Source organism: Corynebacterium sp. KPL4015 (assembly GCF_040225725.1).
GTDB lineage: Bacteria > Actinomycetota > Actinomycetes > Mycobacteriales > Mycobacteriaceae > Corynebacterium > Corynebacterium rhinophilum.
Genome location: NZ_JBEHGF010000038.1, coordinates 1 through 13,839, shown reverse-complemented (window position 1 = coordinate 13,839; position 13,839 = coordinate 1). Strand labels below are relative to the sequence as shown.

The 13,839-nt window shown below is 58.0% G+C and carries 10 protein-coding genes and 3 pseudogenes; 8 read left to right on the top strand and 5 right to left on the bottom strand.

Going from position 1 to position 13,839, the window contains the following annotated elements; all coding sequences use genetic code 11:
- The 3 genes and pseudogenes from ABRP64_RS11095 to ABRP64_RS11085 form a co-directional block, all read left to right on the top strand.
- A pseudogene (locus ABRP64_RS11095) lies at positions 1–213 on the top strand (hypothetical protein); the annotation flags it as partial.
- 193 nt (positions 214–406) lie between these two features.
- The gene (locus tag ABRP64_RS11090; RefSeq protein ID WP_023016631.1) at positions 407–919 is read left to right on the top strand and encodes a hypothetical protein; all 513 of its coding nucleotides are present in this window, start codon (positions 407–409) and stop codon (positions 917–919) included.
- A gap of 2 nt (positions 920–921) precedes the next feature.
- Complete coding sequence (locus tag ABRP64_RS11085) at positions 922–1,248, top strand: hypothetical protein (RefSeq protein ID WP_023016632.1); 327 nt, start codon at positions 922–924, stop codon at positions 1,246–1,248.
- 403 nt (positions 1,249–1,651) lie between these two features.
- Here ABRP64_RS11085 and ABRP64_RS11080 read toward each other — a convergent pair whose 3' ends face one another.
- Positions 1,652–1,888 (bottom strand): hypothetical protein, encoded by a 237-nt coding sequence (locus ABRP64_RS11080; protein ID WP_349866463.1) that lies wholly within the window; start codon positions 1,886–1,888, stop codon positions 1,652–1,654.
- Between the two features lie 246 nt (positions 1,889–2,134).
- On the opposite strand from ABRP64_RS11080, the gene ABRP64_RS11075 reads away from it, so the two are divergent.
- Entirely contained in the window at positions 2,135–3,544 is a 1,410-nt protein-coding gene (locus ABRP64_RS11075) for an ATP-dependent DNA helicase (RefSeq protein WP_349866462.1), read from the top strand.
- Here ABRP64_RS11075 and ABRP64_RS11070 read toward each other — a convergent pair.
- Both ABRP64_RS11070 and ABRP64_RS11065 read right to left on the bottom strand, forming a co-directional pair.
- Positions 3,476–3,874 (bottom strand): annotated as a pseudogene (locus ABRP64_RS11070) (transposase); the annotation flags it as partial. The gene ABRP64_RS11075 and the pseudogene ABRP64_RS11070 overlap by 69 nt on opposite strands.
- Positions 3,875–3,908: 34 nt before the next feature.
- A complete protein-coding gene (locus ABRP64_RS11065; RefSeq protein ID WP_349866467.1) occupies positions 3,909–4,256 on the bottom strand; it encodes an SdpI family protein in 348 nt (115 codons plus the stop codon).
- A 186-nt stretch (positions 4,257–4,442) separates the two neighbouring features.
- Between ABRP64_RS11065 and ABRP64_RS11060 the strand changes: the two genes are divergently transcribed.
- Complete coding sequence (locus tag ABRP64_RS11060; protein ID WP_349866465.1) at positions 4,443–4,811, top strand: pentapeptide repeat-containing protein; 369 nt, start codon at positions 4,443–4,445, stop codon at positions 4,809–4,811.
- A 352-nt stretch (positions 4,812–5,163) separates the two neighbouring features.
- Here ABRP64_RS11060 and ABRP64_RS11055 read toward each other — a convergent pair.
- Positions 5,164–6,382 (bottom strand): annotated as a pseudogene (locus tag ABRP64_RS11055) (IS3 family transposase).
- 178 nt (positions 6,383–6,560) lie between these two features.
- On the bottom strand, positions 6,561–8,540 hold the full coding sequence (locus ABRP64_RS11050) for an FAD/NAD(P)-binding protein (RefSeq protein ID WP_349866460.1): 1,980 nt from the start codon (positions 8,538–8,540) through the stop codon (positions 6,561–6,563).
- A gap of 262 nt (positions 8,541–8,802) precedes the next feature.
- Between ABRP64_RS11050 and ABRP64_RS11045 the strand changes: the two genes are divergently transcribed.
- From ABRP64_RS11045 to menD, 3 genes are all read left to right on the top strand, one after another.
- The gene (locus ABRP64_RS11045; protein WP_284781955.1) at positions 8,803–11,217 is read left to right on the top strand and encodes an excinuclease ABC subunit UvrA; all 2,415 of its coding nucleotides are present in this window, start codon (positions 8,803–8,805) and stop codon (positions 11,215–11,217) included.
- A gap of 76 nt (positions 11,218–11,293) precedes the next feature.
- On the top strand, positions 11,294–12,037 hold the full coding sequence (locus ABRP64_RS11040) for a hypothetical protein (protein ID WP_284770883.1): 744 nt from the start codon (positions 11,294–11,296) through the stop codon (positions 12,035–12,037).
- Positions 12,038–12,132: 95 nt separating this feature from the next.
- Positions 12,133–13,755 carry a 2-succinyl-5-enolpyruvyl-6-hydroxy-3-cyclohexene-1-carboxylic-acid synthase gene (gene menD / locus ABRP64_RS11035; protein WP_284770884.1) on the top strand — a complete coding sequence of 541 codons (1,623 nt, stop codon included), beginning with the start codon at positions 12,133–12,135 and terminating at the stop codon, positions 13,753–13,755.
- The last annotated feature ends 84 nt before the right edge of the window (positions 13,756–13,839 follow it).

The window sequence follows — 13,839 nt, the reverse complement described above, 5'->3', positions numbered from 1 at the left end:
ATGCGCCAGATGCTGCAAGGGTTTATCAACCAGATCCTCTCCGCCCAGGCTGACACCGTCTGCGGCGCCGAATACGGGGTTGTCTCCACCGAGCGGGTGGACCTGACCCCCATTCGACAAAAAGCCAACACACTAACAAGAACTCCGCTACATATAGACACGACAGTGACAAGTCAACATTTCAGAGTTTATGCACAATTAACGTTCTCGTAACCTCTTTGTCTATAGGGTGATTTCCTAATTAATATGCGGTGAGCTATCGAGGGTGTTGTAAACATATGGTTAATTTTCACTCCTTTCGCTTGACCGCTTGAACGTTTGATGAATAAATAAAAAAGTCTCTAATTTCACATATCGATAGGGCGACGAATTTAGTCACTCACGTACCAGGAAAGGGTTTTATAAAATGTCCGTTAAGAAAATCTTTGCCTCTATCGCGCTTGCGCTGGCGACGAGTGGAGGGCTAGCCACTGCCGCTCAAGCCGAAGCCGCAACTGGCAATCATGCACAACAAGAGACGAAAAAAGATGCTTTGACGTTTGACTCAAAGGACGGACGCAGATCATTTGATGCAATGGACGGCGTAGGGCTTAAGCCTCACCTGCAAAGCGGAGATAAAGTAACACTCTCCGGGGCAACCGTAAATGTACATAATAAACACGGCGATCTAGTCGCTTCAGTAGATGCAGAACTACCTAAAGACATGAAGCTTTTCCAAGATAAGGACGGGACCATCGTCCCCGTGTCATCTTCGGGGATTGCTGAAAGGGCCTGCACCAACAATAAATGGGTCAAGTGGGGTGTAGGGGCAGCAGTTGAAGGCCTTGTATGCATTCCCGCTTCAGCGGGAACCGCTGGAGCCGCAGGAATCCCTTGCACCATTGCGGCGGGGGCAGCAGCAACTGCAGTAGGATGTTAAGCATGGCTAATCTCACCTCATTTGCTCTCGACGGCAGAGTGAAAACATCCTTCGGGAATAACATGCGCCCCATCACACTCGCTCTCCTTATGGCAGGGATTTTCACGTCTGCTAACGTTTTCATAACATGGAGCAATCCCGTTCCTTGGTGGGCTCACCTTTTAACATTTCTATTGTTCACAGCCCTCATGCTGGGGAGCGTAAAGACAGCAGCTAAGGAAGTGTCCCCTTCAGTTTATGAACTTCCATACGATAAGAGGTTGATTACTTTTTCTATAATAATGGCAGTCATTGCCATTATTGGTATTGTCATTTACACCTTGTCTTAAAGCATGCCGTATGCATACTCGTTTTTATTTCTCCTGGAGCGGCGTCGACCCCATAAGTAAACGCATCAATTTCCTGATGTGATCTAAGAACGGCAATTACCACTTAAGTGAGTCAGGAGTACGTCAGCCGCAGAAGCGGAGGACGCTCCTGATTGGGTACCCTTCATCTACAAATGTGCCCAAATATATTGGTTTCAAGACAGTACTAATAATCAAGGTAAGCGCCGAAAAAGTGCGTCCATGGCCGATGTCACCACCCGCGCTGACTTCCCACACGGTCAAGGCGGAAAGACTAAACGGGTAAGAACCTTTAAAGGTTCTTACCCGTTTAGTCTTTTATCGTGTCTCAGAACTCTTATTTAGGAAAGCGCATTACACCTGTTGAACAGGAACTTCTTTGTGCCTAAACAATAGAAGCAATTTGAGCTGCAAAGACACTCATTTTAATATCCGCACCTGTCTGCTCGCGGAACTCTTCAGACGCCTCAGACCAATTCCCTTGTTTAGCAAGAGCTACTACATTTTTCATTCGCTCTTGGAGGAAGAATTCGCGAGCTGATTTATCCAGCAGATAAGTTTGAACAAATCGAGCCGAGTCCTGTGCGGCTTTGGGGGCAGGAACAAACTTAGCAAGACTCATAGCATCGATACGGTAACACCTATCGGATGAATTTTCATTACTTATACAGTCTGGACCCCCTTAGAGGAAATACGTATAAGCCTCATTCAACTATGGAAACCCCGGCAGAGAATTAGGCAATCGCTTAATGTCGCCGCTTTTTCTTTGCTCTCCGGGCGGCACGATTCAAGCCAGCAGGGGCGACAGAACGGCGCGATTGAGTACACCACTGCCGAGGCTGTCGACGAGGTTGAACGTGGTGTTGATATGGCTACCGCGCGCGTGGAGCGCGGGGTTACCGCCGAGTCGATTCAACCGGTCGAGGGGGAACTTTCGCCTGCGCAGGCTGATGCTATGCGCGCGGTTGTCGGCTCTAACTACTTGGCGTCTGTGGTGGTCGCACCGGCTGGTGCCGGTAAGACGTCCTCGCTCAAGGCCGCGCACAAGGCATGGAATCAGGCTGGTAAACACGTCGTAGGCCTAGCACCTACGGGTAAGGCTGCGGATGTGATGGTGGGTGAGAATGTGGCCGATGAATCCATGACGATTGCGCGCGCTTTTGTCGGCACCGACGATCTGACACCGGAGCATACAGCGGCGAAGCTGGGCTGGAACCGAGACACCGTTGTGGTCGTTGATGAAGCCGGCATGGTGTCTAACCCCGATACGATCCGTGTACTGGAGACTGCCACTGCTGCCGGCGCGCGCGTGGTCTTTGTGGGAGACCCAGAACAATACTCGGCGGTGAAAGCTCGTTCTGGCTTGCTGGCTACCTTGTCTCATGAATTGCCTGATGCCGTTGAGCTACGCGAGGTGTTCCGCCAGCGTGATGCGGGTGAGCGTGAAGCATCGAAGTGGCTGCGCGGTGGCGAGGAAGCAGACGTTTCTCGTGCCGCCGAGTGGTACATGCAGAACAAGCGCCTGCACGCAGGATCGGTTACGGCAATGATGGACGATGCGTTGGCCGGGTGGCGCGACGATACTGCCGCAGGAAAGCAGTCCTTGCTGGTTGCAGCAACCCGCGACCAGGTCACCGCGCTGAATGCTGCGGCGCAGAAGATTCGCGCAGAGCGCGGCGAGATTAACCCTGAGCACCGCCTAGGCCTGTCCGATGGACTGACAGCCGGTGTCGGTGATGTCATCCTGACTCGTCGCAACGATTCAAAGCTGGTGACCAGCAACGGCGATGTTGTCCGCAATGGTCAACGCTGGGTCGTTGATTCCATCGGAAAAGACGGTTCCATTACGGCCCGACGGTGTGATGATGATTTAGCCACTGTGACACTAAACCGCGACTACCTCGATAAACACACCCAACTGGGCTACGCCGCTACTGGTCATAGTTCCCAAGGCGCGACCGTGGACGTGTCCCGCGTTGTTGCTGGTGTGGGCAACCTAGATAAGTCCAGTGTTTACGTCCCTATGACCCGTGGGCGTGAGGGAAACTTCCTCTATATCGCCGAGACCCAGCCAGGAGACACCGAGACTGGCCACGGCCAGGTCGGCCAGATTATCCGTCGTGAGTCTGCCGAATACGCCCGCGACCTGCTGGTATCCGCAGGAATGCGCGAGGAGCGTGTCAAGTTGTTTATGTGTGGGAGTGATTTCTTAGAGGTATTGGTCGAAGCGGTCGGAGTAGGCCACGGCCATTTGGTTGATGGCTTGTTTCCACCCTGAAACCTTTCCGCCTTCAACGAGCCGGCTCGCTGAAGCGGTGGCCCGTTTACCTTGTTTAGCGCGTTTAGCTGCGCGTTTGTCTTCAATATTGCAGATCATCAACCACAGTGTCTTTAATGCGGACTCATCATTGGTGAACTGCACCCGGTTACGAGTGGCTTTACGCAGCTCATTGTTAAACGACTCAATCGAATTCGTGGCGTAGATGACCTTGCGGGCTGCCGGAGGGAACTGCAAAAACGGCACGAACCGCTCCCACGCGTCCTGCCAGACTTTAACGGACCTGGGGTATTTCTCACCGAGTTCAGAGCCTGCAAATTCCTCCAACGGCGCGGCAGCACTGGCCTCAAGAGCGGTAGAGTTGTTAATCTGCTGCGCGATTTGCAAGAATTCCCTGGATTGCCAGCAGAGGAATTAGACTTCCATAGGTGACTGCGGTAATCAATACATATCGAGCCTCGGTTGTTTTCTCGGGAAATATTAGAAGTAGTCCACCGATTAGAAAAATAGCAGAAGACAGCGCAGATATCCCCCAAGTTTTTTGATGAGACGCTTTCCATGCCTCGTCAGATTTCAGGGTGCTCACCAAGCGGATTCCAACTATAGAGTTCCGAGGTAGGGTGCGACGCTTGCTCTTGATAGCGATGATTCCGAATAGAAGTGCACAGACTAGTGTGAGCACCCCAGTTGTGGGGGAAGTCCATGCCTCCATTAAGCCTCTTTCTATTTTGGTTAGAATTATCTGCGACATTAGCTTATCGGAAGGGTCGAGGGTCGGCAAGGGTAAGTGTTGTTTATTCACGTTGATTGGAGGGCTCGTTATTTCAGTTGAAATTTCTTCATTTTACTGATCTCCCTAGTCTGCACACCTTTTTGAGCGCATACATGGGTATACCAGCTGGAGAATTTACGAGAACAAAATCTCAGCGGCCTTTGGCTAACATGTGCTGATTTTGAAGAGGCGAATTTGGAAGAATCCAACTTGAAAGGCGCTTACTTGGTGTCCGCAAAGCTAACAAGGGCAAATCTGGCAGGCGCAGACCTAACCGGCACAGTTTTGACAAATGCAGGTCTAATGGGGGCAGACCTAACAGGCGCAAACCTCAGTGGCGCCTACTTGAAGGAGGTCAACCTAACAGGCGCAAACCTTAAGGACGTGAATATAGCCGATGCAGAAATGGAGGGTGTATGGATATCAGGGGATGACCCTCGGTTAACCCAAGAGCAGTGGGAGAGCATGGGGGCGACGCTTGTCTCCAACCCTTGAAGTAGTTGAACAGCTACGGAAAGACAGCCCGGCTCGCTATGTGGATGGGTAGGTTTCAAAGCGTGCCTAACTCACAGTGCCAACATGGGGTACACCCTATTGTTACGCCGGTTTGGGGCAGAATGTTTGCTGTAAAATAGGGCCACTTCGGCCATTGTTTTACACTTGCATAGTGGGATCTAGACTTTAGATTTGCAGAAAGTAGTGAGTGTGATGTCGGCGAGTAAAGATTCCGGTTCATGTGGGCAGCGGGTGGGCTATATCTATGTCTCGACGGGACCTGACCCCATTTGGTGGACACCTGATTGGGGTTGCCCGCAAATCGTGGACACGTAGTGGAGCTACCTAGTTGTTAGGCAGCGATTTTTTCTTCGTTTCTGGTTTGGGTGATGTGGTTTTCGAAATCGACAGGGCTGACCATCCCGAGGGCGGAGTGCCGGCGCCGACGGTTGTAGACCACCTCAATCCAGTAAGCCACAGCCTGACGCGCAGCAGCGCGGGTTGCCCAGCGCTTCCGGTCGTAGAACTCGGTTTTCAGCGTCGACCAGAACGACTCAGCCATCGCGTTATCGAAACACACCCCGGTACGCCCCACAGACTGGGCAACCCCTAGGTTGCGGCACACCTCCCAGAGCTGCTCGCTGGTAAATTGCGTTCCCCGGTCGGCGTGAAACACGAGACCGTCAGCAACGTCACCGCGCAGCGTATGCGCCATCCGAAGTGCTCGTTCGACCAGGGAAGTATCTTGCACGCTATCCATAGCCCAGCCCAGCACCCTGCGGGAATGACCATCGCGAACCACACATAAGTACAACCAGCCTTCACCAGTGCGCAGATAAGTAATATCTGACATCCACACCCGGTTGAGCTCACCAGTATCAAACATGCGCTTGACCAGGTCAGGAAGAGCAGATTTACGCTTAGATTGAATCGTTGTCACCGGCACAAAAGCACGCGGTGAAATCCCTTCAATACCCATCAGGCGCATCCGCTTAGCCACAGTCTTGCGATTCACACTAATCTGGTAGCGCTCACCTAGTTCTGCGGTAATCCGCGGGGCACCATAGACCTCGTCGGAGTCTTTTTCAGATCTGATGAATCTTGCGATCAACATCATCATAAAAAGATGTCCGATCATCTTTACCGGATAAGCGTTTCTGCTGCATATGGGCCCATTTGTAATATCCAGACCGAGACACTTTTAACGGTCGTGCCATGCGCTTGATGCTGTAGCTAGCCTTCTTCTGCTGCATCAATTCGAACTTTTCTGCTCGCGTTGCTTCGCGGCGAAGAAGGCTGTCGCTTTTGACAAAAACTCGTTATCCATCTTGGCTTCTGCCAGCTCACGACGCAGACGAGCATTCTCAGCACGAAGATCCGCCTCGCTTAGCCCATCGGAGGATCCTTAGGCGTTGACGCTCATTTTTCACCCATCGGCCTAAAAGGCCAGGTGCGACACCAATTTCTTTCGCTACATGAGCAATTGGGCGCTGCGATTCGATTACCAGGTTTGCGGCTTCACGTCGATACTCAGGTGTGTATTTCTGGCGTTGTTGACTCACAATGAACATCCTCTCTTACGGACACAAAATCCGCACTAATCGGGTGTCCACCAAATGGGGGTCAGGTCCGAACGCAGATAAACATAACCTGCCCCAGCATGGGGCTAGGAGTATGAATCCTGGGCTCCTCCGAACGGAACTGCTAACAGCGTAATGGGCAGGCGGTTGCCTGCCCCCTCGCTGATAGCTACGCTTGCCCCGCGAGGGCTACCTGGGCCGCGTGCACGGCGGCCTTATCGGCTTCCTGGATGAACCACGAATCCGTGCCCGGAATGGGCGGGGCCAGGGTGGTATCTGGGTACTCGGCGTGGGCGGGGATTCCTACGAGGTGTAGGCGCTCATCCACGGTGCCGTCGGCGTTGTGGACCTGGCGGGTATCGGGGTCCTCGGCAGGCGAGCCGGTAGGTACCTCGATGCCGTCGCTGGCGGTTTCCGTAAACGCGCGCACGCGGCCGGATTCCACGAGGGAGTGCATGAAGGAATCGTGCGGGGTGCGGCGGATATCGGGCTTGTGCACCCAGGCATCGAGAAGCGTCGTGCCCGGAATGCGCTTGCCGCCAGAGGCGCTGGAGCTGATGGTCCATTCGCCGGCGTCGGCATTCGTACCCAAGACGGGATTGCCGCCGACGAAGCTGACAATGCCGGCATCGACAAGCGCCAGCAATTGCTGCGTGCGGAAGGGCGGCGGGCCGGAGCACGTGGTCTGACCCAAGGAAATGGCCTTATCGAACATGTGGTGGCGCGACTCCAGGGTATAGCGGCCCTCGGCGCCCAGTACCTGGGTGGGTTTGCGGGAGAAACCGACCGACCACAAGGCGGCGCGCACCGGGCTATCCGGGCCCTTCTGGGCCTCTGCCAGGTCCTCGCACAGGCTCTGCACGATGTGCTCGGTGAGCTCCTGCTGGTTGGAAAAATCCTCCGTGAGCAGGTGCATCCAGCGCAACAGGCTGAAATCCTTGGTGGTGTGGTGCGCAATGACCTCATCGAGCTGAGCCAGGCCGTTATAGGCCACGCCCGCATCCACCGGAGCGGCATCGAGGGCAGCGATGATCTCCTCGCGGGAGGAGCGCAGGCTCTCCGGCTCGACGCGGGCGAGGGAATCGATATAGGCCTGGTAGGCATCGCGGGCAACCGCCGGCCACACCTCGGTGTCATAGTTGATGGAGCGCGCGCCCGTGCGGTGGGATAGCTCGGCGACGACCTTCTTCAGGCGCGGGATTTCCGCGGCCGGTGGCAGGGAGCCTTCATCGGATTGCGGCAGGAAGGGATAGCCGCGCCGGGAAGCAGCCGCAAAGGTGGGCTCGGTGCCGGTGGCCTCATAGCGCATGCCCCAAGGCTTGGAGGAATCCTCAACGAACTTACCGCCGCGGCCCACGGTAGACAGGATGAGGATATCGAAAAAGCCCATGCCAAGCCCGCGCACGAGGACTTTCTCATTGTCCTCGATGGAGTCAACGCCCTGGTCAATGGGATTATCAGCGCGAATCCAGCGCAGGCTGGGGTTATCTTCCAAGGTCTTAAGGATCCACCGCTCGTTTTCGGTATAACCCTGGTTTTGCCAGCCCGTGACCGCCAAGGTGGAGCCGGCCTCAACGGTGGTGTCGTTGTTGAGGTGCAAAATATCCGCGCCATCGCGGGATTCAATATCCACCACGCGGGCGTGGTGTTGCTTGACCTCAACCCACTCCGGCACGTCCTGCAGGACCGAGCGGAAGACCCACAGGATGTAGTGGCCGTAGAGCGCGCGCGGCAAATAGGATTCGGGACGCAATTTCTCCAGCTCTGCGCGGCCGAATTCCTCAAGCACCTGTGGATCGAGCGGGTGGGCAGCGGCGTAATCGCGGGCGCCGGCGGGCACGTTGGCATCGCCAAGCGTCAGGCGGATCCACTCGTAGATGGTGGGGCCTTCAACCACCGGAGCCTCCACAGTGGAGCCGGGTTCAGAAAACAGCGTCATGCCGTGTGCGAAGGTATTCATGCACAGGTACTTGGGCTGGTTGATATCCCAAATCTTGCCGCCGCCGTGCTGGGCATCATCGATGAGATGTAGCGTCAGCTTTTCTGGCGGGTGAGACACAGTATTGAGTTGTGCCACGAGGCGCTCGAGGACGGAAATGCCGCGGGGGCCAAGTCCAATCAGCGCGATGGATGAAGTGTTATCGGTCAACGCGGAGCCCTACCTTCTAGCTTATAGACCAAGCGGAATCGTCATAATAGACAATGAAGTCTATCAGTTGGGGCGCTGGCTAAATATGCACCGCCTGTGGCTCGGTGGCGGCAGGGCGCGCTCGCCAGCCGGAACACTCCGGGCGGGCGTGAAATTAATTCTTGGCAGGCGGAGCGGTAGACAGATCGGTAGGCAATGCGCGGCGGGGGTGGCGGGCCGAAGCGTTGCCTTAGGAAGCTGGTGCGCGGGTAGGATTGTGGTCATGACAATCAAGGTTCGCGATGCCCACTTACACAACCTGCGCAACGTCGATGTGGATATGCCGCGCGGCCAACTCGTGGCGGTGACGGGAGTCTCCGGTTCCGGAAAATCCTCTCTGGCCTTTGGCACGATCCACGGGGAAGGGCAGCGCCGCTACCTGGAATCGGTGGCGCCGTTTGCGCGCCGGCTCATTAGCTCCGCGGTGGACCCACAGGTAAGCCAGGTGGAGGGCTTGCCGCCCACGGTGGCGTTGCAGCAATCCACCTCCGGCGGCGGGGCGCGCTCCACGGTGGGCACGGTCTCCGCGCTATCTAATAGCGTGCGCTTGTTGTACTCGCGCGCCGGGGATAACCCTGAGGGGCTCTACTCGGATGCATTTTCGCCGAATACCCCAGAGGGCATGTGCCCGCAGTGCCAAGGTGCGGGCGTGGTGCACGAGCCCACCGAGCAATCGATGGTGCCCGATCCCACCTTGTCCATTGAGGAAGGCGCCATTAAGGCTTGGCCCGGTGCGTGGGCGGGCAAGAATTTTCACGATATCCTCATGAACTTGGGCTATGACCTGGATTCGCCCTGGCAAGACCTGCCGCAGGAAGACCGCGACTGGATCCTATTTACCGAAGAACGCCCCGTGGTCACCGTAAAACCGCTGCGCGGTGCGGACCAGATTCAGCGCAATTATGAAGGCACGTGGCGTTCGGTGGCCAGCTACCTCACCAAGACGCTGCAGGAGACCCAATCGGAATCGCTGCGCAAGCGCACGTTGTCCTTCATGGAATCCCGCGAGTGCGATACCTGCCACGGCCGGCGGTTGAACCCGCGGGCGCTCAAGGTGACGTATGCGGGAATGAGCATCGACAAGCTGGGCGCGCTGCCGCTGGACCAGGTCTATGAGGTGCTCAGCGCGCAGGAGCCGGAGGAGAATTCCGCGGAGGATCTGCTGCTCAAGCAGGTGCTTCCGGCGCTAACCTCCGCCCTGGAGCTGGGGCTGGCGCACCTGAGCCTAGACCGTCCCACCCAGAGCCTTTCGGCGGGTGAATTGCAGCGCATCCGGCTCGCCGCCCAGCTGCGTTCCGGCCTCTTCGGCGTGGCGTATGTGCTCGATGAGCCGTCTGCCGGCCTGCACCCCGATGAGCGCGGGGCGGTGTTGGAGATGTGCCGCCGGTTTATTGACGCCGGTAATTCGGTGCTGCTCGTGGAACACGATATGGACCTGGTGGCCCAGGCGGATTGGCTCGTGGACGTTGGCCCCTACGCCGGCGAGGGCGGCGGCAAGGTGGTCTATTCCGGCCCGGTCGAGGACTACGACGCCGATACCCCCACCGCCCGCGCCTTGGCGCAGCGAGAGCTCGCGCTTGCCGATGCCCCCCGTACCCCCTCCAACCACCTCCGCCTGCGCGGCATTTCCGCGCGCAGCATCGACGGGCTCGATGTTGATTTCGGGCTGGGGCAATTTACCGCTGTGGCCGGGGTCTCGGGGTCGGGCAAGTCGACGCTGGTGAGCACCGTGTTGGCAGAAACCCTCAAGGAATCTGCCACCGCCGTGGCCGATGAGGATAAAGATGACGCAGATGAGGGTGGCCACGAGTTCTCGCTTGCCGGGGTAGAGGGCCTGGATAAGGTCTCCCGGCTGGTGCAGATTTCCCAAAAGCCCATTGGCCGCACCCCGCGTTCCACGCTGGCCACCTATACCGGCCTTTTCGATAACGTGCGCAAGCTCTTTGCCTCCACCCCGGAGGCCAAGGTGCGCAAGTGGACGGTCTCGCGCTTTTCCTACAACGTCAAGCAGGGTCAGTGCCCCACCTGTGGTGGCGCCGGAAAAATCGAGGTAGAACTGGTCTTTTTGCCGGGTTCCTATACCACCTGCCCGCAATGTGGTGGTGCCCGCTTCAACGATGAGACCCTCGAGGTGACCTGGCACGGGCGCAGCATCGCAGAGGTGCTGGAGCTCACCGTGGACGAGGCCGCCGAGTTCTTTGCAGAGGAACCAAAGATCCACCGCGCCATCGCCACACTGCAGGCCGTGGGCCTGGGCTACCTCCGCTTGGGACAAGGCGCGCCTGAGCTTTCCGGCGGCGAGGCGCAGCGCATCAAGCTCGCCACGGAGCTGCAGCGCTCCCGCAATTCGCGGCGCGGGCACACGGTCTACATGCTGGACGAGCCCACCACCGGCCTGCACCCGGCCGATATTGCCCTGCTCAATGCGGAGCTGCACAAGCTTGTCGATGCCGGGCATACCGTGATCGTCATCGAGCACGATCTGAATGTTCTGGCGAGCGCGGACCGCATCATTGAGATGGGCCCTGGCGCCGGCGCAGACGGCGGGCAGATCATCGCCGATGCCACCCCAAGCCAGCTGGCCGCGGAAGATACCGCGACCGGCCGGGCGCTGCGGGCGCGTCAACGTCAGAGCTAGCATCCTCCCTGGTTCAACGCTGGCATCTGGGAGATTCCCTGGGATCTCACAGGAAAATGATGTACATCTGGTAGGCATGACAAATAATGGCTTTGGTGAAAACGGTTCCAATGGCCGAAAAGGCTCTCATAATGATGACCGCGGCACTGACGAGACCCGCCAGTGGTCTGGCCCGGCCGAGGATGCCACGCTCCAGATAGGCCGCGTCCCAGATAATGCGGGCGGTAATGCCCGCAACCAGCGCCCACAGCAGTATTTTCCGGGCGCGCAGCAGCCGCAGAATGAGACGCGGCAATTCGACGCGAACGCCGATTACCAGCAGAATTACCAACAAAACTACCAACAGCCCGGCGGGCAGTATGGCCAGCAGTACGGTCAACAACAGTATGGCCAGCAACAATACGCCCAGCAGCAGCATGAGCCGGTGCCGTCGGACTATGACCCAGATCAGCGCGGCAAGGGAAAGAAAAACAGCGGGATGGCCGGGGTCTTTGCCGCCATCGCCGTCGTTGCCATCCTGGCGGCGGGCGCCCTGTTCTTCATGTGGCGCAATGCCGCGAGCGATGCCGATAAGCCGGCGCCTGAACCGGTGACGGAAACCACGACTACGCAGGTGCCCACCACGGTGACCGAGACCGAGGATGCGGGCCCTGGCATTTCTGAGCGCCTGCGCAATCTGCCGAACCTGCAGGACGATCTCCCCGAAGATATTCCTACCGAGCTGCCACCGGAAATCCAGGACCGCCTGGAAGAAGGCGATGACCTCGACGTGGAGCGCCTCTTGCGGGATCTCTTTGGCAATAGCGGCAACCAGCAGTAGGGCTAGCACGTAGTAGCGGCGGCGCGGTACGGTGTGGCGGGATTGCCATTTGCCGATTGCCGGCCGCTGCGGCGCAGTAGGTAAAATCTGGCAGCATGAATGAATCGATGCAGCTGGCTGAACAGGTGGCCGCCCAATTGGCGCGCCACCTTACCGATGTGGTGTTGTGCCCGGGATCCCGCAACGCACCGCTGTCGCTCGCGCTCCTGGCGCGCGAGGATATCCGGGTGCATACGCGCATTGATGAGCGCGGCGCTGCGTTTACTGCCTTAGGAATGGCGCGCGTGCAGCACCGCCACGTCGGGGTGGTGATGACTTCCGGCACGGCCGTGGCCAATACGCTGCCCGCAGTGGTTGAAGCGCACTATTCGCATACCTCGCTCGCCATAATCAGCGCGGACCGCCCGGAGCGGCTAATCGGCACCGGTGCCTCCCAAACCATCGTGCAAGATGGCATCTTCGGCGTCTATGCGGATACCTCTCAGGTCAACGCGGAAGAGGATATCGCCGCTCTTGCGGAGCGATTTGAGCACGATCTTCAGGTGCACATCAATATCGCCTTTGACGCGCCGCTGGTAGGAGATAGCCTGCCGGAACCTGTAGGTGGCGATGGCACTCGCGCGGCTACCCCGCGGTTTTATGACCACGGCGAGGTCGCGGTGGACTTGAGCAAAAATACCCTCGTCATCGCCGGCGATGAGGCCTGGGAGGTCAAGGGCTTAGAAGACGTACCGACCATCGCGGAGCCCTCCGCGCCGGGACCGTTCCACCCCGTGCACCCGGCCGCGGCGCACATTTTCCGCAAAGCGCAGGTCTCTGCGAATGACTACGTGGTCAATACCAAGGTTGAGCAGGTCATCGTGGTGGGCCACCCCACGCTGCACCGCGGGGTGCTCGCGCTGATGAATGACCCGGATATCGAGCTCGTGGTGCTCTCGCGCACGGCGGACTTTACCAACCAGCGTGGGGATAACGCGCGGCTTGGCACCACCGTCAAGGTCACCGGGGAGCCAAGCCGCGAGTGGCTCAAGATTTGCCAAGGCGCGACCGACATGGCCGGCGAGGCCGTGCGCGCAACATTGGAGGAAGAAGAGCTCGGGTTTACCGGTCTGCACGTAGCGGCGGCTGTAGGCGATACGCTTGCGGTCAATGACACGGTGGTCCTCGGCGCCTCGAATCCGGTGCGCGATGCCTCCCTCATCGGTATGCCCTTCGATGGCGTGGATACCTACGCCCCGCGCGGGGTGGCGGGCATCGATGGCACCGTCTCCCAAGCCATTGGCGTCGCCCTAGCTACGCAATCGCTGGACCCCACCAATTGGCGCGCCCCACGCGTGATGGCCTTGGTAGGGGATGTGACCTTCCTGCACGATGCCAATGGGCTATTGATCCCGGAGGACCAGCCGCGGCCAGAAAACCTCACCATCGTGGTGGCCAATGACAATGGCGGTGGTATCTTTGAAACCCTGGAACAAGGCGCGCCCGCGCTTCGCGATGCCTTCGAGCCGGCCTTTGGAACGCCGCATGGGGTGGGCATCGACAAGCTGGCAGAGGCTTATGACGCAGACTACCGCCTGGTGACCACCCCGCAGGAGCTGCTGGATACCCTGGCAGAGCTCAAGGAATACTCCACGGGCATCACCATCGTGGAGGCGCAGACCACCCGTGCCACGCGCCGGACGCTGCAGGATAAGCTCACGCAGAAGGTGGGCCAGTAAGTGGCCCCGCGCTATACGCCCGCGGTTTTTCGGCGCCGGCTGCACCAGCTCGTGTTGGCCATTTATGTGGCGCTGATCGTGGGC